At 62.3% G+C, this 21,960-nt stretch carries 17 protein-coding genes and 1 pseudogene; 13 read left to right on the top strand and 5 right to left on the bottom strand.

What is annotated here, in order from left to right; all coding sequences use genetic code 11:
* Nucleotides 1–47 precede the first annotated feature (47 nt).
* Nucleotides 48–536 carry an Lrp/AsnC ligand binding domain-containing protein gene (locus BN1188_RS05125; protein WP_040260304.1) on the bottom strand — a complete coding sequence of 163 codons (489 nt, stop codon included), beginning with the start codon at nucleotides 534–536 and terminating at the stop codon, nucleotides 48–50.
* A gap of 154 nt (nucleotides 537–690) precedes the next feature.
* Between BN1188_RS05125 and dadA the strand changes: the two genes are divergently transcribed.
* The 5 genes from dadA to BN1188_RS05100 all read left to right on the top strand — a co-directional run bounded on the left by dadA (nucleotide 691) and on the right by BN1188_RS05100 (nucleotide 6,166).
* On the top strand, nucleotides 691–1,992 hold the full coding sequence (dadA, locus tag BN1188_RS05120) for a D-amino acid dehydrogenase (RefSeq protein WP_040260303.1): 1,302 nt from the start codon (nucleotides 691–693) through the stop codon (nucleotides 1,990–1,992).
* Nucleotides 1,964–2,317 (top strand): RidA family protein, encoded by a 354-nt coding sequence (locus BN1188_RS05115; RefSeq protein WP_040260302.1) that lies wholly within the window; start codon nucleotides 1,964–1,966, stop codon nucleotides 2,315–2,317. The genes dadA and BN1188_RS05115 overlap by 29 nt, the downstream gene beginning before the upstream one ends.
* A gap of 76 nt (nucleotides 2,318–2,393) precedes the next feature.
* A complete protein-coding gene (alr, locus tag BN1188_RS05110) occupies nucleotides 2,394–3,464 on the top strand; it encodes an alanine racemase (protein WP_040260301.1) in 1,071 nt (356 codons plus the stop codon).
* Between the two features lie 113 nt (nucleotides 3,465–3,577).
* Nucleotides 3,578–4,126: a cupin domain-containing protein gene (locus BN1188_RS05105; RefSeq protein WP_040260300.1), complete on the top strand. Its 549-nt coding sequence runs from the start codon at nucleotides 3,578–3,580 to the stop codon at nucleotides 4,124–4,126.
* Between the two features lie 102 nt (nucleotides 4,127–4,228).
* Nucleotides 4,229–6,166: an acetyl-CoA hydrolase/transferase C-terminal domain-containing protein gene (locus tag BN1188_RS05100; RefSeq protein WP_052469159.1), complete on the top strand. Its 1,938-nt coding sequence runs from the start codon at nucleotides 4,229–4,231 to the stop codon at nucleotides 6,164–6,166.
* Here BN1188_RS05100 and BN1188_RS05095 read toward each other — a convergent pair.
* Together BN1188_RS05095 and rep are read right to left on the bottom strand one after the other, a co-directional pair.
* Complete coding sequence (locus tag BN1188_RS05095) at nucleotides 6,147–6,722, bottom strand: xanthine phosphoribosyltransferase (protein ID WP_040260299.1); 576 nt, start codon at nucleotides 6,720–6,722, stop codon at nucleotides 6,147–6,149. The genes BN1188_RS05100 and BN1188_RS05095 overlap by 20 nt on opposite strands.
* Nucleotides 6,723–6,737: 15 nt before the next feature.
* The gene (gene rep / locus BN1188_RS05090) at nucleotides 6,738–8,747 is read right to left on the bottom strand and encodes a DNA helicase Rep (RefSeq protein ID WP_040260298.1); all 2,010 of its coding nucleotides are present in this window, start codon (nucleotides 8,745–8,747) and stop codon (nucleotides 6,738–6,740) included.
* Nucleotides 8,748–8,990: 243 nt separating this feature from the next.
* Between rep and BN1188_RS05085 the strand changes: the two genes are divergently transcribed.
* Complete coding sequence (locus BN1188_RS05085) at nucleotides 8,991–10,667, top strand: putative bifunctional diguanylate cyclase/phosphodiesterase (protein WP_040260297.1); 1,677 nt, start codon at nucleotides 8,991–8,993, stop codon at nucleotides 10,665–10,667.
* Here BN1188_RS05085 and BN1188_RS05080 read toward each other — a convergent pair whose 3' ends face one another.
* Nucleotides 10,668–12,050, bottom strand: coding sequence for a NorM family multidrug efflux MATE transporter (locus BN1188_RS05080; RefSeq protein ID WP_040260296.1), 1,383 nt, complete (start codon nucleotides 12,048–12,050; stop codon nucleotides 10,668–10,670). It abuts the gene before it with no gap.
* A 128-nt stretch (nucleotides 12,051–12,178) separates the two neighbouring features.
* On the opposite strand from BN1188_RS05080, the gene BN1188_RS05075 reads away from it, so the two are divergent.
* From BN1188_RS05075 to BN1188_RS22230, 3 genes and pseudogenes are all read left to right on the top strand, one after another.
* Nucleotides 12,179–13,099, top strand: a complete 921-nt coding sequence (locus tag BN1188_RS05075) for a LysR substrate-binding domain-containing protein (RefSeq protein ID WP_040260555.1) — start codon at nucleotides 12,179–12,181, stop codon at nucleotides 13,097–13,099.
* 155 nt (nucleotides 13,100–13,254) lie between these two features.
* A pseudogene (locus BN1188_RS22235) lies at nucleotides 13,255–14,376 on the top strand (Cache 3/Cache 2 fusion domain-containing protein); the annotation flags it as partial.
* The gene (locus BN1188_RS22230) at nucleotides 14,371–15,240 is read left to right on the top strand and encodes a methyl-accepting chemotaxis protein (protein ID WP_408633579.1); all 870 of its coding nucleotides are present in this window, start codon (nucleotides 14,371–14,373) and stop codon (nucleotides 15,238–15,240) included. The pseudogene BN1188_RS22235 and the gene BN1188_RS22230, both read left to right, overlap by 6 nt.
* 212 nt (nucleotides 15,241–15,452) lie before the next feature.
* Here the strand turns inward: BN1188_RS22230 and hglS are convergent, their stop codons facing one another.
* Nucleotides 15,453–16,844 carry a 2-oxoadipate dioxygenase/decarboxylase HglS gene (hglS, locus tag BN1188_RS05065; RefSeq protein WP_040260294.1) on the bottom strand — a complete coding sequence of 464 codons (1,392 nt, stop codon included), beginning with the start codon at nucleotides 16,842–16,844 and terminating at the stop codon, nucleotides 15,453–15,455.
* Nucleotides 16,845–17,088: 244 nt separating this feature from the next.
* On the opposite strand from hglS, the gene amaB reads away from it, so the two are divergent.
* The 4 genes from amaB to BN1188_RS05045 all read left to right on the top strand — a co-directional run bounded on the left by amaB (nucleotide 17,089) and on the right by BN1188_RS05045 (nucleotide 21,959).
* Nucleotides 17,089–18,579, top strand: a complete 1,491-nt coding sequence (gene amaB, locus BN1188_RS05060) for an L-piperidine-6-carboxylate dehydrogenase (RefSeq protein ID WP_040260293.1) — start codon at nucleotides 17,089–17,091, stop codon at nucleotides 18,577–18,579.
* Between the two features lie 32 nt (nucleotides 18,580–18,611).
* Entirely contained in the window at nucleotides 18,612–19,904 is a 1,293-nt protein-coding gene (amaA, locus tag BN1188_RS05055) for an L-pipecolate oxidase (RefSeq protein WP_040260292.1), read from the top strand.
* A gap of 49 nt (nucleotides 19,905–19,953) precedes the next feature.
* A complete protein-coding gene (gene bla / locus BN1188_RS05050; RefSeq protein WP_040260554.1) occupies nucleotides 19,954–20,841 on the top strand; it encodes a class A beta-lactamase in 888 nt (295 codons plus the stop codon).
* 131 nt (nucleotides 20,842–20,972) lie between these two features.
* On the top strand, nucleotides 20,973–21,959 hold the full coding sequence (locus BN1188_RS05045) for a nucleoid-associated protein (protein ID WP_040260291.1): 987 nt from the start codon (nucleotides 20,973–20,975) through the stop codon (nucleotides 21,957–21,959).
* The last annotated feature ends 1 nt before the right edge of the window (nucleotide 21,960 follow it).

The following is a 21,960-nucleotide window of genomic DNA, read 5'->3' as shown; positions in this document are numbered from 1 at the left end:
CGAACCGATCTGGGTGTTAGGTAAATTTAACATTGTGAAGGCGTTGTTCAGTCCGGCACCGGGAGCGTGAGGCTTTCTTTTACCTCTTCCATCACGATGTAGCTTTTCGATTCCCGCACATGGGGTAGCTTGAGCAGGATGTCGCCGAGCAGTTTGCGGTAGGAAGCCATCTCGGAAATCCGCGCCTTGACCAGGTAGTCGAAGTCACCCGAGACGAGATGGCACTCCAGCACATGGGGCAGTTTCAACACCGCGCGGCGGAACTCCTCGAAGGTATCGCCTGACTTGTAGTCCAGGCTGATCTCTACGAACACCAGCAGGCTACCCTTCAAGTGCTGAGGGTTGAGGCGGGCGTAATAGCCCATGATGATCCCCTCGCGCTCGAGCCGGCGCACCCGCTCGGTACAGGGCGTGGTCGAAAGCCCCACTTTCTCCCCAAGCTCGGTGAAGGACAAACGCCCGTCGGCTTGCAACAGTCGCAGGATGTTGCGGTCAATCCTGTCAAGCTCGCGCTTGCTTTGATGTTGGGTACGCATAGGCGATGCCCCTCCTTAAAAGCCGATTTGGCCGAGATTTGTCGCTGAATATAGCGCTACATACAGTGAAAAGCACTGGTTTGCAGTCCCTATACTGCCGCCAACTTCAATGTATACGGTTGAACCGCGGGCGTACCGCGTCAAGGGGTTGGACATGCGAGTTCTGGTGCTTGGCGGCGGGGTAATCGGTACCACCAGCGCTTATTACCTGGCCCGGCAGGGCTTCGAAGTGGTGGTGGTCGACCGCCAGCCGGCCGTGGCCATGGAAACCAGTTTCGCCAACGCCGGCCAGGTATCGCCAGGCTATGCCTCGCCCTGGGCCGCGCCTGGCGTGCCGCTCAAGGCGCTCAAGTGGCTGGCCCAGCGGCATGCGCCGCTCGCCATCAAGGCCACCGGCAGCCTGGACCAGTACCTGTGGATGGCGCAAATGCTGCGCAACTGCACGGCCAGCCGTTATGCCGTGAACAAGGAGCGCATGGTGCGGCTGTCCGAGTACAGCCGGGATTGCCTTGACGAGCTGCGAGCCGAGACCGGCATCAGCTACGAAGGGCGTACCCTGGGCACCACCCAGCTGTTCCGTACCCAGGAGCAATTGGACAACGCTGCCAAGGACATCGCGGTACTGAAGCAGTCTGGCGTACCCTACGAAGTGCTGGACCGCGCCGGTATCGCACGGGTCGAGCCCGCCCTGGCGGCCACGGGCGACCTGCTGGTCGGTGCCTTGCGCCTGCCGAACGACCAGACCGGCGATTGCCAGATGTTCACTACGCGCCTGGCGGACATGGCGCGCGCCCTTGGTGTGGAATTCCGCTTCGGGCAGCGGATCGAGCGCCTGGATTTCGCCGGTGACCGCATCAATGGCGTGTACATCGACGGCAAGCTGGAAACTGCCGACCGCTACGTGCTCGCCTTGGGCAGCTACACCCCTGCCTTGCTCAAGCCTTTGGGCATCAAGGCGCCGGTTTACCCGCTCAAAGGGTATTCGTTGACGGTGCCGATCACCGACGCGGCCATGGCCCCGGTGTCCACCATCCTGGACGAAACCTACAAGGTGGCTATCACCCGCTTCGATGACCGCATTCGTGTAGGCGGCATGGCCGAGATCGCCGGTTTCGACCTTTCACTGAACCCACGGCGGCGCGAAACCCTGGAGATGATCGTCAATGATCTTTATCCTCGCGGCGGCGACCTGGGCAAGGCCAGTTTCTGGACCGGCTTGCGCCCGACCACGCCTGATGGCACGCCTATCGTAGGTGCCACCGCCATGCGCAACCTGTTCCTCAATACCGGCCACGGTACCCTTGGCTGGACCATGGCGTGTGGCTCCGGTCGCTTGCTCGCGGACCTTATGGCGCGCAAGAAGCCGCAGATCAGCGCCCAAGGCCTCGACATTTCCCGTTACGGTAATTTTCAGGAGAATTCCAGCCATGGCCATCCAGCGCCAGCTCACCAATGAACGCATGAGCCAGATCGTCACCCATAACGGGGTGGTGTATCTGGCTGGGCAGGTCGGGGACGACCTGTCAGCCGGCATCGAACAACAGACCCGGGAAACCCTGGCCAATATCGAGCACCTGCTCGAACAGGCCGGTACCGATAAAACCCGCTTGTTGTCCGTGACTATCTATCTGAAAGACATCGATGCTCATTTCGAAGGCATGAACGCTGTCTGGGACCAATGGCTGCCCCAGGGCGTCGCGCCCGCGCGGGCCACGGTTGAGGCCAAGCTCTGCGAGCCTGAGATCCTGGTCGAGCTGTCGGTGACCGCCGCGTTGAGCTGATCCAAGCCATACCATTCCTCGCCCGGCGTGCCCCAGGGCCGCCGGGTTTTTTCTACCCGGATTATCAGAGTCCCACATGCGCCCCGCTCGTGCCCTCGTCGATCTGCAAGCCTTCCGTGACAACTATCGCCTCGCCCGTGAACTTAGTGGCGCGCGGGCCCTGGCGGTAATCAAGGCCGACGCCTATGGCCATGGCGCGGTTCGCTGCGCCACGGCACTGGCCGAAGAAGCCGATGGGTTCGCTGTAGCGTGTATAGAGGAGGCTCTGGAGCTGCGCGCGGCGGGTATCCAGGCACCGATCCTGCTGCTCGAAGGCTTTTTCGAGGCGGCCGAGCTGGCGCTGATCGTCGAGCATAGGCTCTGGTGCGTGGCGCATGCCCTGTGGCAGGTCGAAGCCATCGAGCAGGCTTCGCTCGACGCGCCCCTGACCGTATGGTTGAAGCTTGATTCAGGCATGCACCGCGTTGGCCTGCACCCGGCGGACTACGCCCAGGCCTACCAGCGCCTCCTGGCCAGTGGCAAGGTCGCCAAGGTGGTGCTCATGAGCCATTTTTCCAGTGCCGATGAGCTGGACAACCCGCGCAGCCAAGAGCAGGTCACTCAGTTCCTCAGCGCCAGCGAAGGACTGGCAGCCGAGGTAAGCCTGCGAAACTCTCCAGCATTGCTGGGCTGGCCGAAGGTGCCAGGCGATTGGGTACGCCCAGGCATCATGCTTTACGGGGCCAGCCCCTTCGAGCATCCGCAACCGCAAGCTGACCGGCTGCAACCGGTGATGACCCTGTCGTCCAGAATTATCAGCGTACGCGAATTGCCGGCCGGCGAGCCCGTAGGCTATGGCCAGACCTTCGTCACCGACCGCTCCATGCGCATCGGTGTGGTCGCCATGGGGTACGCCGATGGCTACCCTCGTCATGCACCCACCGGTACGCCGGTAAGGGTGGCCGGCAGGCGCAGTCGCTTGCTGGGTCGCGTATCCATGGACATGCTGTGCATCGATCTGACCGACGTACCTGAAGCGAGCCTGGGCAGCGAGGTGGAATTGTGGGGGCGCCATGTATTGGCAACCGAGGTGGCGGCGGCCGCTGAAACCATCCCCTATGAGCTGTTCTGTAATCTCAAGCGGGTACCCAGGGTCTACCAAGACTGACCACAGGCCCCCGCTGCATAACCCTTCGCCGGGTACGGGTGTTGTAAATACTGAACGCTGTTGCCATGATACCGTTCAGTTTTACAGCCGCTACCCCGGGGAGGGAAACACCATTGGACGTCGGTGAACGCTTGCAAGCCATCCGCAAGCTCAAAGGCCTGTCTCAGCGCGAGCTGGCCAAACGCGCGGGGGTGACCAACAGCACCATCTCGATGATCGAGAAAAACAGTGTAAGCCCGTCTATCAGCTCCTTGCGCAAGGTGCTCAGCGGTATCCCCATGTCCATGATGGAATTCTTTTCCGAGGAGCTGGCGCCTGAAAGCTCCGCGCAAGTGGTCTACAAGGCCAGCGAGCTGATCGATATCTCCGATGGAGAGGTCACGATGAAGCTGGTTGGGCGTGGTCACGCCAGCCGTGCCATCGCGTTTCTTAGCGAAATCTACCCCCCCGGTGCCGACACGGGGGAAGAAATGCTCACCCACGACGGCGAGGAAACCGGCATCCTGATCGAAGGTCGCCTCGAGCTGGTGGTCGGCCTGGAAACCTTCGTACTGGAGGCCGGCGACAGTTATTACTTTGAAAGCACGCGCCCGCACCGTTTCCGCAATCCCTATGACGTGCCCGCGCGATTGATCAGCGCGGCCACGCCAGCCAACTTCTGAGGCCTTTAGCTTTCCAGGGCATGGCCTTTTGCAGGCCCACAGCGCCAACCATTGGACGGCCATGCGGTCATAGTCACCACAGCATCCGAAATGGAGGTGGCGATGACCGATGTGCTGAGCCTGGAGCGGGCAGTAGAGGTGGTGCTCGAGCGTTTGCCGACACATATCCGGTTGGGGCTGCCCCTGGGATTGGGCAAGCCCAATCGTTTCGTCAATGCGCTTTATGCCAGGCTCAAAGGGCTGCCCGAGCGGCAACTGACGATCTACACCGCCCTTTGCCTGAACCGGCCCTCCCTGGGCGACGGGTTGCAACGGCGCTTCCTCGAACCCTTCGTGGCTCAGCTGTACCAGGACTACCCGGACCTGGACTTCGTAACGGATCTGACCACCGACGCCTTGCCATCGAACATACGGGTACAGCAGTTTTTCATGCAACCTGGCAGTGGTGCGGGTACCCAGGCGCAGCAAAACTATGTCAGCAGCAACTACAGCCATGCAGCTCGGGACATCGACGCGGCAGGTCTGAACCTGATTGCCCAGCTGGTAGCCGAACATCCAGAGCGGCCCGGCCTGCTCAGCCTGAGCTGCAACCCGGACATCACCCTTGACCTGCTACCGCTGTTGCAGCAGCGCCGTGGCGCAGGTGAAACCATTCTGGTGCTCGGCCAGGTACATGCTGAACTTCCCTATATGCCGGGCGCGGCCGAGCTGCCGCGGGCGAGCTTCGACCTGCTGATCGATACTCCGGAACAAAGCCCTTTGTTTTCAACCCCCAACCAGCCGGTTGGCGTGCGCGAACACTTCATTGGCTTGCATGCCAGTAGCCTGGTACGAGATGGCGGCACTCTTCAGATCGGCATAGGGGCCTTGGGCGACGCCATCAGCGCGGCGTTGCTGGCGCGGCAGGCAGACAACTCGGGTTATCGGGCACTGCTGCAGGAAGCCCAGTTGCAAGAGTGGGACGACCTGATCGAAACCGAAGGCGGGCTGGCGCCTTTTGCCGAAGGCCTCTATGGCTGTAGTGAAATGTTCGTCAATGGTCTGCTGGTGCTCACCGACGCTGGCATATTGCGCCGTCGGGTCAGCGGCGGACCCTCTGGGCCTGGAGGTGAGCTGGACGCCGAGGGTGCGGTCCTCCATGGAGGCTTCTTCCTCGGCCCCGCGGCCTTCTATGCGCGCCTGCGCGAACTGCCCTTGGCGAGCAGAGCCCGCTTCGCCATGACTGCCATCAGTTATGTAAACCGGCTGTATGGGGACGAGGCGCTCAAGCGAACCCAGCGCCGTCATGCCCGATTCATCAATACGGTACTGAACGTCTCGCTGTTGGGCGCGGCGACATCCGACCAGCTGGCCGACGGTCAGGTACTCAGCGGCGTGGGCGGGCAGTTCGATTTCGTGGTGCAGGGTCACGAACTGGAAGGGGCCCGTTCCATCCTGCTGCTGCGCAGCTGGCGAGAAAGCGCCGGCGTGGTCAGCTCCAACATTCTGTGGGACCAGACCGCCTGCACCATTCCTCGACATCTAAGAGACATTGTGGTGACCGAGTACGGTATCGCCGACCTGCGCGGCAAGAATGACGCTCAAGTGATCGAGGCCTTGCTCAACATTGCCGACTCTCGCTTCCAGCCCAGCCTGCTGGATGCCGCCCAACTGGCCGGCAAGTTGCCCAGGGACTTCCGGATTGCGCCCCGCTTCACCGACAACTCTCCGCAGCGGCTGGAGGCCATCCGCGCTCGCCACCCTCAGCTGTTCCCGGAATATCCTCTTGGAAGTGACTTCACTGTCGCTGAAAAAGACCTGTTGCGAGCACTGAACTGGCTCAAGAGCAAATTCCACCTCAGCGAGCTGCTGGACCTGGGCCGCGCGGCCCTGGACGCGCCCTCGCCAGGCGCCTACACCGAACATTTGGCGCGCATGAACCTGGACAACCCCAGCGGGCTGCGCGAACAGCTGGAGCAGCGGCTATTGCTCACCGGGCTACACGCCACGCGCCCAGCGAGCGCGCCTGCCGAAGAAGGCGTCAGCTCGGCAGGAAACTGACCGTGCCGCCTTCCAGGGACGCCACTCGCGCCAGAGACTCTACGCGGTAGCCTTGCTCGTCCAGTTGAGCACGGCCGGTCTGGAAGGACTTTTCAATGACGATCCCCAGGCCGGCCACTTCGGCCTCGGCCTGCTGGATGATTGAAATCAGGGCCTGGGCCGCCCGCCCGTTGGCCAGGAAGTCATCGATGATCAAGACCCGGTCGCCCTTGCTCAGGTGGCGTGGGGAGACCGCCACGGTGTTTTCCGTCTGCTTGGTGAAGGAGTAAACCGAAGCGGTGAGCAGGTTTTCGGTCAGGGTCAGCGACGCATGCTTGCGCGCGAAAATGACCGGCACGCCCAGGTAAAGGCCGGTCATCACCGCAGGGGCGATGCCTGACGCTTCGATGGTCACGATCTTGGTGATGCCCGCGTCCGCGAAGCGGCGGGCGAATTCCTCGCCGATGGCCTTCATGAGGGCAGGGTCGATCTGGTGGTTGAGGAAGGCATCCACCTTCAACACCTGATCCGACAGCACAATGCCTTCGCTTCGAATCTTGTTATGCAACGCGTCCAATAGGAGCTCCTTCATTCACCGCTTGAGCATGGCGCGTATGTCGGCCAGTGCATGGTTGCCCCGGGCGGCCTTGACCTCCACGGGTGTATCTTGCAAGCCTTCCCAGGCCAGGTCGTCGGCGGGCAGCTCGTCCAGGAAACGGCTCGGCGCGCAGTCGATGATTTCCCCGTACTGCTTGCGCTTGGCCGCGAAGGTGAACGCCAGGGTCTGCCGTGCCCGGGTGATGCCCACGTAGGCCAGACGCCGTTCTTCCTCGATGGTATCGGCCTCGATGCTGGAGCGGTGCGGGAGGATTTCCTCCTCCATGCCCATGATGAACACGTAGGGAAACTCCAGGCCCTTGGAAGCGTGCAGGGTCATCATCTGCACGCCATCGGCGCCTTCCTCTTCCTCCTGCTGGCGCTCGAGCATGTCCCGCAACACCAGCTTGCCGATGGCGTCCTCGATGGTCATGTCGCCGTCTTCATCCTTCTCCAGGGTATTCCTGAGCGCCTCGATCAAGAAGTTCACGTTGCCGATGCGGTAGTCCGCCGCCTTGTCGCTGGAGCTGTTCTGACGAATCCAGTTGTCGTAGTCGATGTCGGCCACCATGGCCCGTAAGGCGCCTATGGGGTCGTCCTGGGCCACTTGCTGGCGCACGCCATCCATCCAGCGCTTGAAACGCTGCAGCCGGTCGACGAAGCGGCTGTCCAAGTGCTCGGCCAGGCCCAGCTCCTCGCTGGCCGCATACATGGAAATGCCGCGCTGGGTCGCGTAGTTGCCAAGTTTTTCGAGAGTTGTAGAGCCGATTTCCCGCCGCGGGACATTGATGACCCGCAGGTAGGCATTATCGTCGTCCGGATTGACCAGCAGCCGGAAGTAGGACATCAGGTCCTTCACTTCCTGACGCGCGAAGAAGCTGGTACCACCGGAAAGGCGATAGGGCACCTGGTGATGCTGCAGCTTGAGCTCGATCAGCTTGGCCTGGTAATTCCCCCGATAAAGAATGGCAAAGTCTCGGTAGGGCCTGTCGGTGCGCAGGTGGAGGGTGAGGATTTCCATCGCTACCCGCTCGGCCTCGGCATCTTCGTTCTTGCAGCGAATCACGCGAATCTCGTCGCCGTGACCCATTTCGCTCCACAGCTGCTTCTCGAACGCATGGGGATTGTTCGCGATCAGCGTGTTGGCACAGCGCAGGATGCGACTGGTAGAGCGGTAGTTCTGCTCCAGCATCACCACTTTCAAGGAAGGATAGTCTTCCTTGAGCAGCATCAGGTTCTCCGGGCGCGCGCCGCGCCAGGCATAGATGGATTGATCATCGTCACCGACCACGGTGAATTGATGCCGGGTGCCGATCAGTTGCTTGACCAGCAGGTACTGGCTGGCATTGGTGTCCTGATACTCGTCCACCAGCAGGTAGCGGACCCGGTTCTGCCATTTTTCCAGAATGTCGGGATGGTCCTGGAACAGCTTGACCGGGAGCAGGATGAGGTCATCGAAATCCAGCGCGTTGTAGGCCTTGAGGGTACGCTGGTAGGCCGCATACACCACCGCGGCGGTCTGCTCCCGGGGGTTGCGGGCCTCGGCCAGGGCTTGCGGTGGAAGAATCAGGTCGTTTTTCCAACTGCCGATCAGCTGCTTGATTTCATCCACGCCATCATCGCCAGCGTATTCCTTCTGCATGATGTCGGTCAGCAGCGCCTTGATGTCGCCTTCATCGAAAATGGAAAAGCCCGGCTTGTAGCCCAGGCGGGCGTATTCCTTGCGAATGATGTTCAGGCCGAGATTGTGGAAGGTGGAGACCGTGAGCCCACGGCCTTCGGCGCCGCGCAACAGCCCAGCGACGCGCTCCTTCATTTCTCGCGCCGCCTTGTTGGTAAAGGTAACGGCCACGATGTATTGGGCCCGTATCCCGCACTGTTGTACAAGGTGGGCGATCTTGCGAGTGATGACGCTGGTTTTGCCAGAGCCTGCGCCGGCCAGCACCAGCAGAGGGCCACCGACGTAGTTCACGGCTTCTTGTTGCCTTGGGTTGAGCCGAGACATGGGTTCCAGGGGATGCTGAAAAAAAGGTCGCGCATTTTAACAGGCCAGGCGTCTTCTGCCGCGACCGTCCCTCTACCCCCTATGTTTTTTTAATAAATTTGTTACTTTTGTTATACGTACCTCAGCGTTGTAAAAGCGTGACCTTGAGCCGGTCGTCTCTATCGATGCAAATCGTTATCATTGGCGCTCAAGGCGTGCGCGCGCGTATGGCTTGACGTTCCGTTACGCCTTTAAGGAGCTCGCTTGTCCACGCTCACTGAACCCATGCGGCTGCTGTTGATCACGCAACAGGACGGCTGGGAGCCTGCGTTGCGCAACTGCCTGAGCGATCTGGGCACCCCCTGCGTGTTCGACACGGCCAAAGCCTGGGGCGCGCCCTGGGATGCCTTGGCTTCGGAGCCGGGTGGCGAAGCCCTGGTAGTACTGGCCACGCCGGATTCTCAGCCCCCGGCGGGGCATTGCGCCTGGCCACAGGTGCTGCTGCTGGAGCATGAGCCGCCCGAGGCACCAGTAGGCGCCAGTGACTGGCTGGTCGCTTCCGAATTGTCCGCTGGGGTGCTGCGCCGCTGCCTTCGTCATGTACAGGAGCGCAGCCTGTTACAAGGTACGTTGCAGCGCTTGGCCGATGAAGACGCGCTGACAGGCATCGCCAACCGACAAGGCTTCCTTACCATGCTGGCCACGCGCTTGGCCGGGGGAGACGGTCGCGGCCTGGCGCTCGGACACCTGGACCTGGACAATTTCCGCCACGCCAACGATAGCCTGGGCTATCAGGCCGGCGACCGGATCATCCTGCAGGTAGTGGCGCGGCTCAAGGCGCAGTTGGCGCCTGGCGATCATCTCGCTCGCCTGGGAGGAGACGAATTTGCCTTGCTGATCGATACCCGGCGTGATTCCCAACGGGCCGGCCGCCTCGCCGAGCAGATAGTGGAAAGCCTGGGCGAGCCGTATTGGGTCGACGGAGAAAGCCTGCTGATCGGCTGTAGCCTGGGTATCGCCCATGGGCGCTTGCGCACCGATCCGGATCCACTGATGTGGCATGCGCACATTGCCATGCAGCAGGCCAAGACTGTGCAGGGTTGTACTTTCCATGTGTTCAATGAACAAGTGAATCGCCATGCGCGCAGCGCCGCAGACCTGGAAGGCGAACTGCGCCGCGCCTTGCGCCGGGACGAACTGGAGATGCATTACCAGCCCCGCCTCGACCTGGGTTCCGGCTGCATAGTCGGTCTCGAGGCCTTGGTACGCTGGCGCCACGCCGAACGCGGCTTGCTGGCGCCCAGCGAATTCGTACCCCTGGCAGAACAAAGCGGGCTGATCGTACCCCTGGGCTACTGGGTGCTGGCCAGGGCGCTGCATGACATGCGCGTGTTGCAACAGGCTGGCATCGCTCAGTTGCATATGGCTGTAAACCTGTCCTTCCGGCAATTCCAGGACAGTCAGTTGTTGGGCACCTTGAGTCGCCTGATCAAGGACCAGGGCATAGATGCCAGCTGGCTGGAGTTCGAGCTTACCGAAACCGCGGTGATGCGCCGTAACGAGCAGGTGCGTCACACCATGGATGCCCTGGGTCAGCTGGGGGTGCGTTTCTCTCTGGATGACTTCGGCACCGGTTTTTCTTCATTCGTCCATCTCAGCAGCCTGCCCATCGCCTTGCTCAAGATCGACCGCAGCTTCGTCGCTGGCATGGAAGAGCGAGCCGAGAGTCGGCAGCTGGTCCGGGCCATGGTCAAGCTCGCCCAGCATCTGGACCTTCAGGTAGTGGCGGAGGGGGTCGAAACCCAACGTCAGCTGGACGAGCTGCGCAGCTACGGCTGCGATCAGGTACAGGGTTTCCTGATCAGCCGGCCCATGGGCCTGGAGGCGCTGTTGGCCTACCTGAGCCAGGCAAGCGCCCGACAGGGCAAGGTTGGCGGTTGACTAGGCCGCTGCTTCGCTTGAGCTGCGCAGGGCCGGCCGCAGGCGTTTCATCTTCCACTCAAAGGCAACCGTCAGGCTGACCGCGGCGCAGGCCAGGCCCAACGCCAGGCCCCACCAGACGCCCACTGCCCCCTGGCCAAAGTGGAAGCCCAGCAACCAGGCGGCCGGGGCACCTAGCAGCCAATAGCAGCACAGCCCTACCAGAAATGTCAGGCGGGCATCCTTCAGCCCACGGATGGCGCCCATGGCAATGGTTTGCACACCGTCGAACAGCTCGAACCAGGCGGCCACCGCCAGCAACCGCAACGCCAGGGCATAGATGGCCGCGAACTCAGGGTCCGAGGCATCGATGAACAGGTTCACCAGGCGCTCGGGCGCCACCAGCAACACTATGGAAAAGCTCAGCATGATCAGCGCGCCGAAACCTATGCCAATGCGGCCGGCCTGGTGCACGCGGCCGGGCTGGCCTGCGCCATAATGCTGGCCGATGCGCAGCGTGACGGCATAGGACAGCCCGGCGGGTACCATGAAGGCCACGGATACGATCTGCAAGGCGATCTGGTGGGCGCCGAGCGCTGTCTGGCCCATGTTGCCCATGCACAAGGCGGCAAAGGCGAACAGGCCGACTTCCACCGCATAGGTACCGCCAATCGGCAGACCCAGCCGCCAGAGGCTTTTGAGCGATTCGACACAAGGCCGGGCCAAGCCGTGCAGTACAGGGTAGGCCCGGTAGCCGGCATGGCGGTGGATATAGAAGGCCATGCTCAGGCCCATCAGCGTGGCCACCGTGGCCGTGACCAGCCCGATGCCAGCCAGGCCCAGGGGCGGCAGGCCGAACCAACCGTCGAGCAGGGCGAGGTTGAGCACCAGGTTGAGCACGGTGGCGGCCACGCTGATGACCATCACCGGCGTGGCCTTGCCTACGCCGCTGGTGAAGCCGCGCAGGGCCATGAAGCTCAGGGAGCCAGGCAAGGCAAAGGCAAGCACGCGCAGGAAGGTGCTAGCCGCGGTCACGTTTTCCGGCGCCTGCCCGAGTACCAGCAGTAGCGGTGGCAGGTTCCACAACAGCACGGCGCCCACCAGTGCCAGGCCCCAGGCCAGCCAAAGGCCCGCTTGGGTAAGACGGGTAACGCCGGTTGGGTCCGCGGCGCCATGCCGGATGGACACCAATGTGCCTACCGCGGCGATGACGCCAATGCAGAAAATCGACACGAAGGAATAGCTGGCGGCACCGAGGCTGCCCCCGGCCAGCGCCTGGGGGCCAAGGCGGGCCATCATCACGGTGTCGGTAAGGATCATCAGCATATGCGCCAGTTGGGACGCGATCAGCGGGCCGGCAAGGCGCATCAGGGCAGCGAGTTCAGAGCGGGCGGTCAATGGCATGGGGAAGACAATGGATTGATCGAAAGAAACGATTCTGCGCTTTGCTCCAATGCTTCGACAAAAGGATAATAGCGATCGCTGGCATGAGTCTGACTCATGCATGGATGCCCCTGCCAAATGGCCTGCCAATGACCCGTCGCTTTCCCCCGCTCTATGCCCTGCGCGCGTTCGAAGCCGCTGCCCGGCACAGTTCCTTCACGCGCGCCGCCGAAGAGCTTTCCATTACTCAGAGCGCAGTGAGCCGGCACGTGCGTACCCTGGAGGATTTCTTTGCCTGCCGCCTGTTCCAGCGCGCCGGACGCAACCTGCAGCTCAGCGAGGCGGGCCGCTTGCTATTGCCAGGCGTGCGGGAAGGCTTTTCCTCCCTGGAGCGCGCATGCGGGACCCTGCTAAGCGAAGACGGCATCCTGAGAATGAAAGCGCCGTCCACGTTGACCATGCGCTGGTTGCTGGCACGCCTGAGCCGGTTCCGGCATCTGCAAAGCGGCAATGAAGTGCAACTCACCAGCGCCTGGATGGACCAGGACAATGTGGATTTCCATCTGGAGCCATTCGATTGTGCGGTGTTGCTGGGCAACGGCAGCTTTCCGGCAGACTGGGAGGCCACCTGGCTGTTCGACGAGCTGCTGATTCCGGTCGGTGGTCCGGAGCTGGCGGGGCAGGGACCCTGGACCGCCCAGCGTCTGGCTCAGGCCGAGTTGCTGCACCCCACGCCCGATCGCCGCGACTGGCGACACTGGCTGCGGCGAATGGGCCTGGAAACCCAGGTATCCCTGCGTGGCGGACAGGTGTTCGACACGTTGGAACTGGGTATGATCGCCGCCGCCCGGGGCTATGGAGTATCTATCGGCGACTTGCTGATGGTGGCCGAGGATGTGGCGGCGGGGCGGCTGAGCCTGCCCTGGCCCACCGCCGTGGCCAGCGGCGAAAGCTACTACCTGGTATGGCCGCGAACGCGTCCGGGCAACGAACGGGTACACCGGCTCAGCGACTTCCTGCGCGCCGAGGCGGCGGGCATGACGCTGCCGACAGTCACCTTGCTACGCTAGACAGTGCCGCTGAAATACCCGGGCTTGACGCTCAAGTAATTCCCCCGGCCGCCGACTTCATGACAGGGTCCGGTGTGCAGGATCCAACACCTTTATCGTGTACACCCTTGGAAGCCTAGAGACCGGCACAGCCGGCACTTCCAACAGGAGCTAGAATGACTCAACCGCGTGCTTTCATCGCCAGGCAGCTCGGCATCGCACTGGCCATCGTCCTCATCGTCGTCATTGGAGGCAGTACTGCCTTCGCCTTGCGTTCCCTGGATCAGGCGAACCTGGTAACGCGCCAGGAACACATGGGGAGCGAGGCCAGACTGCTTTCCGATCAGCTGGACACCTTCTATAACACCTTGCGCGACAGCACCCAACGGTTGAGTGGGCTGTTCGAGTCGCGCTTCGCCGCCGGGCTGACCCATCACCCCGAGCAGCCGGTCACGGTGGCGGGCAACCCTACGCCCGGGCTGTGGCTGGGCGACGAGGTGCTCAACAATGACCTGCGCGAAGTGGATGATTTTCGCAAGATGACGGCTGGCGTGGCGACAGTGTTCGTGCGCAGTGGCGATGACTTCGTACGTATCAGCACCTCCGTGACCAAGCAGGACGGCAGCCGCGCTATCGGTACACAGCTCGATCATGCCAGCCCGGCCTATCAGAAATTGTTGAACGGGCAGAGCTATGTAGGCGCGGCCGCCTTGTTCGGTCGTTCCTACATGACTCAGTACACCCCAGTGCGCGATCGTGCGGGCAAGGTGATCGCGGCCCTGTTCGTGGGCTTCGACTACACCGACGCCCAGAAGGCGCAGTTCGAGAACCTGACCCACTTCCGCATCGGCAAGAGCGGCTCATTGGCCTTGCTCGATGCGCAGAACCGTTGGCTGATCGCCCCGGCGGGTGTCAAGAACGCAGAAGCGGCGGCTCAGGCGTTGGGCGGCGAACACGGCGCGTCCGGCAAAGGGCATTTCTGGAGCGATGGCGAGGTCGAGTATTACTCCGTGGGCGTGCCCTTCGCCCAAGGGCCATGGCGGGTGATCGCCAGCATGCCGATACAAGAGTTGCGCGCAGTGACTTGGGATGTGGGCACCAAGCTGGCACTGGGTAGCCTGCTCGCAACCCTGCTCGCCGTCGGCGCGGCCATTCTACTGTTGCGTCGCCGCCTCAAGCCACTGGGCGATCTGGTCCGCCAGGCCGAAGCCTTGGGGGCGGGTAACCTGGAGGCCCGCCTGAACGTGGCCGGCAACGATGAAATCGCGCAGCTGGCGCGTAGCTTCAACCATATGGGTGATGCCCTGTCGACCATGGTGCAGCACATCCGCGCAGCGTCCGAACAGGTGAGTGACCGCGCCAAGGCGTTGTCCAGCCTGTCTGCAGGCGCCTATGAAGGCATGGAACAACAGAGCGGCGAAATCACCAGCATGGCGGGTGCGGTCGAGGAATTCAGCGCTACTTCCTTGAATATCGCTGACAACATGGGCGAAACCGAGCGTGTCGCACAGCAGAACGCCGAGCATACCCGTACCGGTCGTAGCTCCATGGACCAGGCTTCCTCGTCGTTGGAACAGATCGCCGGTGCCCTGAACGATACCGCCAAGGTGATCGATACCCTGGGTCAACGCTCACAGGAAATCGGTGGCATCGTGGGCGTGATCACTTCCATCGCCGAGCAGACCAACCTGTTGGCACTTAACGCCGCCATCGAGGCCGCTCGGGCTGGCGAGCAGGGCAGGGGCTTCGCCGTGGTTGCCGATGAAGTACGCAGCCTGGCCTCGCGTACCCGCCAGGCCACAGATGAAATCTCCACCATGATCGCCAGCATCCAGCAGCAGACCGGCCAGGCGATCCAGACCATGGAGCAGGGCAATCAGTTGATGGAAGAAGGTTTGTCCCGCAATGCCAAGGTAGCGGACGCCCTGTCTCGAATCGACGAGCAAAGCCGCATGGCCGGGCAACAGTTCGCTGCAATCGCCACCGCGACCCAGGAGCAGAGCGATACCGCGACCCTGCTGAGCAGCAATCTGCAAAGCATCGCCCACGCCAACAGTGAGCAACGGGAAGTCGTATCCAACCTGGCGATCACGGCGCGTGACCTTGAAAGCCTGGCGGCCGAGCTAAGCCGCGAGGTAGACCGCTTCCGCGTCAGGAACTGACTGTAGGCGCCCGTTGGTGGTGCTTGCTCGGATCGTACAGGCGTCAAGGATGACGCCTCGGCGCGGCGCAACGGAAAGCCTGGGGGTGGGCGTTATCCCTCAGCTGCCGCTGACTCGCACCGCATGAACCGAACCGATTCATGGGGCCTGAGGTGATCACGGTGGGAGCTAGCGCCAGCTAGCGAAAAGGCTTTCTGATCGAGCACGAGTCGTCAGCTAGCGAAGCTCCCGCCCAATTGTGTCTGGCAGGCTTCCAATGAACGTTGTTGCATCTGGGCATATAGCGCCATCTCATCGATCACGGCACGGCCAAGCGCCTGCTCGAACTGCTCGCGGTTGGCATTGCTGCCGTAGTCGATGCGAGGCTCGCCGCCCAGGTTGGATTGGAAGATCCCAGCGGCGCTGACCGGCAGAAAGTCTTCATAAATGATCGGTTCGAAGGCGATGTCTCCGTCGCTTACCAAGGCTTCCAGGTCATAGCCTTTGATTCCCTTGGCCAGCCCCTGCGCAGTAGGCCGGTAGCGGAACCAGGCCAGGCCCTGGCTGCGTAGCTGAGCAAGGTCATCCGGAAAGTCGCTGAATGCCGCTTCCAGCAGGCGGGCATAGCCCTGTGGGTCGCGCTCGGCCGGCACACCGTTCAGGCTGGCCCGGGCCTGCCCCAGCAGGCGGTCGTACAGCTCGCGGCCCTTGGGCGTCAGCGCCACGCCCCGCTGCTCGATCTCGCCGAAACGCGCGCTATGAGAGCCCGATATCGTGCCGGCCGGGTCGGTGAATACAACCGCTTCCTCCAGTGCCTTGAAGCTGGTTTGACGTAACAGGATGGCATGCTGTCGCCGGGGCGGCCCTTCGATCACGGCCTTGGGCGCGATACCGCGCGCAGGCATCTGGGCCTGCACGCTGTCGATATCCAGGGTGCGGGGAGTGAGGTGATTGATATGGGGGCCTTGAAACGCCACTACGTCGGCAATGAGCCGATGCTGGGCGTGTAGCCGGTCGTATTGCGCCTGGCTGACCCGGGCCTGGCGGTGCCAGCGGAAAGTTTCCAGGGCTTGTTCCACGAATTCGTCGGCCTCGCTGTGAGTGAGGTGGCCGGCCTGTTCGTGCCGCTCGATCAGCGCCAGCGCGCGCGGGGTGAAGATCTGCCGACTGGCCAGTAGCTGCGCGGCCAGGGCGCGCAAGGGCGCGTCCTCGATCAGCTCCAGGCGCAGCAGAGAGGTGAACACCCGGAAAGGGCTGATGCGCAGGCTATCTTCATGCACTGCCCGGAAAGCAGTGGAGTGGACCGGTACGCCAGCGGGCGAGAGGTCGTAGTAACCTACCGGTTGCATGCCCATGACGGCGAACAGGCGTGCCAGGGTTGCCAGTTCCTCGGCGGTGCCTACCCGGATAGCGCCATGGCGCTCATCGGCCAGGCGCTGCAGGTCACCTGCCTGGTCCATGGCCTCGGCCAGGCCCGGTTGACTGTCCAGAGCATGACGGTTGATATCGGCCACCAAGGTCAGCAGTTCCCCGTAGAGCGGTACCTCCGCCCGGTACATGGCGGACATGGCGCGGGAGAAGCGAGCGCGGATCTCGTCAGGATTGGCGAAACCGGTGAGGGTCATGAGCATGGCTCCCTAGGCATGGACGGCAATGCTATTCAACGGCTGGGCAAGGCCTGGGACAAGCGAAAAAAAATCTTTCATTCATTCCTTAATTTCCCAAACGCCTCGACCCTGCATTGGCTAATAGATTGACCGGTTTTCATTCCGGCACGGAATGATGTGCTGCCAAATGATCGCTTGAGGCGAACCCTGGGCACGGTAAATATCAGCGTAACGCTGCTCATCTTCATCACGGAGAATGCCCATGATCGACGGCCTGATGGAACGCCTCGGAGTACCCACCACTGCCTACCGGCAAGGTAGCCATGCGGTATTCACCCCCATTGACGGTAGCCGGATCGGCGCGGTGGCCCTGCAAGGCAAGGCCGAGGTCGAGGATCGTATCAGCCAGGCTCATGAGGCCTTTCTCAGCTGGCGCGACGTACCGGCGCCACGCCGTGGCGAGCTGGTGCGCCAGTTTGCGGAAATCCTGCGCGAGCACAAGGCCGACCTGGGCGAGCTGGTCTCGGTCGAGGCTGGCAAGATTACCCAGGAGGGCCTGGGTGAAGTCCAGGAGATGATCGATATCTGCGATTTTGCCGTAGGCCTGTCGCGCCAACTCTACGGCCTGACCATCGCGTCCGAGCGCCCTGGTCACCACATGCGTGAAACCTGGCATCCACTGGGCGTGGTAGGGGTTATCAGCGCGTTCAACTTCCCTGTTGCCGTCTGGGCCTGGAATACAGCCCTGGCCTTGGTATGTGGCAACGCCGTGGTCTGGAAACCATCCGAGAAGACCCCGCTCACTGCCCTGGCCTGCCAGGCCCTGCTGGACCGCACCCTGGCCCGCTTCGGCGATGCGCCACAAGGCCTGGCGCAATTGCTGCTGGGCGATCGCGAAGCCGGCGAGGCCATGGTCGACGACCGTCGTGTCGCATTGGTCAGCGCCACCGGCAGTACCCGCATGGGGCGCGAAGTCGGCCCGCGGGTAGCTGCCCGCTTCGGCCGCAGCCTGCTCGAACTGGGCGGTAACAACGCCATGATCCTCGCGCCCAGCGCCGACCTGGATCTGGCCGTACGTGGAATCCTGTTCGCCGCGGTGGGCACCGCTGGCCAGCGCTGTACCACCCTGCGTCGGCTGATCGTGCATCGCTCGATCAAGGATGATGTAGTGGCCCGGGTGAAGGCCGCCTATGGCAAGGTACGCATCGGCGACCCTCGCGAAAACAACCTGGTCGGCCCGCTGATCGACCAGCAATCCTTCCAGGCCATGCAGGATGCCCTGGTCCAGGCCCGGGATGAAGGCGGGCAAGTGTTCGGCGGCGAGCGTCAGCTGCAGGCGCAATACCCCAACGCCTATTACGTGTCACCGGCGTTGGTTGAAATGCCCTCGCAGAGTGCCGTGGTACGCCACGAAACCTTCGCGCCTATCCTGTACGTGATTGCCTATGACGACTTCGAACAGGCTTTGAGGATGAACAACGAAGTGCCACAAGGCCTGTCCTCCTGCATCTTTACCACCGATATCCGGGAGGCAGAGCGCTTCCAGAGCGCCTCGGGCAGCGATTGCGGCATTGCCAACGTGAACATCGGCACCAGCGGCGCAGAGATCGGTGGCGCGTTCGGTGGCGAGAAAGAAACCGGTGGCGGCCGCGAGTCTGGTTCGGACGCATGGCGCGCCTACATGCGTCGGCAGACCAATACGGTGAACTATTCCCGTGAGTTGCCGTTGGCCCAGGGGATTGTGTTCGACTGACAACCACTGCGTATAGGGATAGAGAACCTGCGATGTCGCCCCGCCAATTGCGTCAGGAATGTCTGTGGGAAGCTGTATCATCGCCCGCGCTGACCACCGCCTCCCTGGATGGGGAAGTGCGGGTCCAGGTCTGTGTGATCGGCGGTGGCATCACCGGCCTTTGCGCCGCCCTTCGTTTGCTGGAGCGCGGTTACCAGGTGGCGTTGCTCGATGCCCACCAGGTCGGCCATGGTGGCTCGGGGCGAAATGTGGGGCTGGTCAACGCCGGTACCTGGATCAAGCCCGACGATGTGGAAGCTACGTTAGGCACTGACGTTGGCGGGCGCTTGAACAGCGTCCTGGGAGAAGCGCCGGCACGGGTGTTCGAAACCATCGCCCGCCACGGCATTGACTGTCAGGCCCATTCTCGGGGCACCCTGCACATGGCGCACAACGCCAACGGTGAGCAAGACCTGCGGGCACGGCATGACCAGTGGCGGCGGCGCGGAGCGAACGTCGAGCTTCTCACGGGGGCCCGCTGCCGGGAATACTGCGGCACCAGCAAGGTATCCGCCGCGCTTCTGGACCACCGGGCCGGCACCCTCAACCCCATGGCCTATACCCGTGGCCTGGCTGCTGCCGTAGGGCGCCTTGGCGCAAAGCTGTATGGCCAGGCCGCGGTCTGTGGCCTACGGCGCGAAGGCAGCCATTGGCAGGTGCAGACAGCCGAAGGCGCTGTGCTTGCAGACAAAGTGGTCATCGCAACCGGGGCTTACACCGAGGGTGACTGGAACGCTGCCAAGCGTGACTACTTCCGAGGCTATTACCTTCAGGTGGCTTCCGTGCCGCTTTCTGGCCCGGCTGCCGATGCCATCCTGCCTCATGCCAAGGGCTCCTGGGACACGCGCATGGTGCTCAGCAGTATTCGTCGAGACGACCATGGCCGCCTACTGCTCGGCAGCATGGGACGCCTGGACAACAAGCCGGCCTGGTTCGTGCGCAGTTGGGCTGACCGTATCCAGCGCCATTACTTCCCGGAACTGGGAAGGGTGGAATGGGAATGCCACTGGACCGGCGCCATCGATTTCACTCCCGATCACCTGGTGCGTCTCTATGAGCCAGCGCCAGGATTGATCGCGGTCACGGGCTATAACGGCCGGGGCAATACCACAGGGACGGTACTTGGCGCCGCCATGGCGGATTTTCTTATCGATGAACGCGCCGCCGACTTGCCCATGCCGTTTTCCCGGCAGCGCCCGGTCAGCGCTCCGTCACTGCGCAGCAGCTTTTATGAAACAGGCTTCTCTCTATACCATGCGGGGCAATGCTTGCGGCTGGTGCTCTGACGCAGTGGCCGACCCGGGCTCGCTGTGGCAGCCTGGGCGTCCATTTTCCATGCACCGGAGGTTTTTTGTGCTGCCGCGTCGTCACCTGCTTACATTCAGTGCGTGCTTGCCGCTGCTTTCCTGGACAACAGTTCGGGCTGAAGACGAACCTGCCCGAGTGGCCCTTGCGGCCCTTGAAAGGGAGTTCAATGGCCGGCTAGGGCTCTGCGCGCTAGACCCTAGGCACGGTCGCGCGCTGCGCTGGCGCGCGGATGAAGCCTTTCCTCTGTGCAGCACCTTCAAGGTCGTGCTTGCCGCCGCGATCCTGAAACAGGTAGGGCTTTCCGGCCTCGGTCGGCGGGTGCGCTACCAGCAGTCGGACCTGGTTACCTATTCGCCTGTGACTGAGCAGCACCTGGCTACTGGCATGACCCTGGCCGAGTTATGTGCCGCCGGCTTGCAATACAGCGACAACACAGCCGGCAACCTGCTTTTGCGAGAAGTGGGTGGCCCTGCTGGCTTGACGGCCTTCGCCCGACAGCTAGGCGACAACAGCCTGCGCCTGGACCGCTGGGAAACCGAACTCAACAGCGCCATTCCGGGTGACCCTCGCGACACTACAACGCCTGGGGCCATGGCGGCTACGCTGCAAACACTGTTGCTGGGGCAAGGTCTCGATGCCCGGTTGCAAGCCCAGCTAACGGACTGGCTGCTAGCGAATACAACAGGAGATGCACGGATACGAGCCGGGGTGCCACACGGCTGGAAAGTTGCTGATAAAACCGGTTCCGGGGACTACGGTACGGCCAATGATGTCGGGGTAATCTGGCCCGCCAAGGACAGGCCGGTGGTGATCGCGCTCTATAGCACCCAGCCTGCTGCCGCGGCGGAGCCTCGTAGCGATGTCTTGGCCCGGATGGCACGGATTGTGGCCAACTGGGTAGCAAGCGTCTCCTGATGGCGGGGAGACCGGCTGGCCGGCTTGCTTGATAACTGTATCCATATACAGTAGTTTGAGGGCTATCTGAGGCTCCAGGCGGTAGCCGAGCGGTTGAATCAGATAGCCATCATCGCGGGGAAGGGTAAGCTTTGGCCACGCTAACGGACGAACAGATCGCAACGCTGAACATCACCAATTTCATCTTCCATGTCGTGCACCACGGCAGGGCTGATCCCGACTATTTCGAAGAGGTCCCGCTGGGACGCTTCGAGCCTTTTTTCATCGCGCGGATCAAGGACACCCTGCGAGGAAACCGCTTTTCGTTTATGCCCGGCTCGCCCGTCAAGCTGGCCATCGAAGCCTGGCAGGCAGGGACCACCAGCTTTGTGGATTTCTCCAAGCGTCTGGCGGACCAGTTCAACGCACTCTATGACAGGCGGGTGACTCCTGGCGTGCTGATCGTCATTGAACTGGTGTCCGGCAGCAGCAAGTACTACTCACTCATCAAATATGACTCTGATGAAGTGGTCAGCTATACCCGTAGCGGTGGTCAGGCAGTGCTGGAGGAAGTGGTCAACAATTTCACCCAGTCTGCCAAGGCGCTGCAGAAGTCTGCCCTGGTCGACCTTCAGGCGGACCCGGTCGATGGCCAGGTAGCGGTGATCGACCGCCAGAGCCGAGCCAGCATCAGCGAGCTCTTCAGGAAGTTCCTGGATGTCACCCGTACCAAGCGACCCGCGGAGCTGACCGAGGCCTTGCAGAAGGCGGTGATCAAGGTAGTAGCCAAGCACAGGGATCTGCTGCCGGCGTCCTTTACCTACCGCGTCGGCGAATTGGTGCGGGACATCGCCGAGCACCAGAAGACCTTCGACGCGCAGACCTTCTACGGCCAGCTGTTCGGTACCAGTGGCAACGATCGCATCAAGGCTTCCTTCGAGCGAGAATTGGCTGCGCAGGGGTTGTCCGGGGAGGTGTTCGACTACGTGCCCGATGCGCTGCCACCCGAGCGGCGGGTGCGCTATAAAACCCACGAGGGTGTATTGATTACCGTGCCGGCCGGGCTCGGTGATCACTTTCATGTTTCCGAAGATGGTAAGGTCATCACTATCACGACGGCCCAACTAAGCGAGATCTGAC

The organism is Pseudomonas massiliensis (assembly GCF_000826105.1).
Classification (GTDB): Bacteria; Pseudomonadota; Gammaproteobacteria; order Pseudomonadales; family Pseudomonadaceae; genus Aquipseudomonas; species Aquipseudomonas massiliensis.
The sequence above is the reverse complement of the archived record's forward strand: the minus strand, read 5'-3'. Positions and strand labels throughout refer to the sequence as shown.

Excerpts from the sequence above, each read along its gene's own strand:
- BN1188_RS05125 (WP_040260304.1), bottom strand. The coding sequence starts at position 536 with ATGCGTACCCAACATCAAAGCAAGCGCGAGCTTGACAGGATTGACCGC.
- dadA (WP_040260303.1), top strand. The coding sequence starts at position 691 with ATGCGAGTTCTGGTGCTTGGCGGCGGGGTAATCGGTACCACCAGCGCT.
- BN1188_RS05115 (WP_040260302.1), top strand. The coding sequence starts at position 1,964 with ATGGCCATCCAGCGCCAGCTCACCAATGAACGCATGAGCCAGATCGTC.
- alr (WP_040260301.1), top strand. The coding sequence starts at position 2,394 with ATGCGCCCCGCTCGTGCCCTCGTCGATCTGCAAGCCTTCCGTGACAAC.
- BN1188_RS05100 (WP_052469159.1), top strand. The coding sequence starts at position 4,229 with ATGACCGATGTGCTGAGCCTGGAGCGGGCAGTAGAGGTGGTGCTCGAG.
- rep (WP_040260298.1), bottom strand. The coding sequence starts at position 8,747 with ATGTCTCGGCTCAACCCAAGGCAACAAGAAGCCGTGAACTACGTCGGT.
- BN1188_RS05080 (WP_040260296.1), bottom strand. The coding sequence starts at position 12,050 with ATGCCATTGACCGCCCGCTCTGAACTCGCTGCCCTGATGCGCCTTGCC.
- BN1188_RS05075 (WP_040260555.1), top strand. The coding sequence starts at position 12,179 with ATGACCCGTCGCTTTCCCCCGCTCTATGCCCTGCGCGCGTTCGAAGCC.
- BN1188_RS22230 (WP_408633579.1), top strand. The coding sequence starts at position 14,371 with ATGGGTGATGCCCTGTCGACCATGGTGCAGCACATCCGCGCAGCGTCC.
- hglS (WP_040260294.1), bottom strand. The coding sequence starts at position 16,844 with ATGACCCTCACCGGTTTCGCCAATCCTGACGAGATCCGCGCTCGCTTC.
- amaB (WP_040260293.1), top strand. The coding sequence starts at position 17,089 with ATGATCGACGGCCTGATGGAACGCCTCGGAGTACCCACCACTGCCTAC.
- amaA (WP_040260292.1), top strand. The coding sequence starts at position 18,612 with ATGTCGCCCCGCCAATTGCGTCAGGAATGTCTGTGGGAAGCTGTATCA.
- bla (WP_040260554.1), top strand. The coding sequence starts at position 19,954 with ATGCACCGGAGGTTTTTTGTGCTGCCGCGTCGTCACCTGCTTACATTC.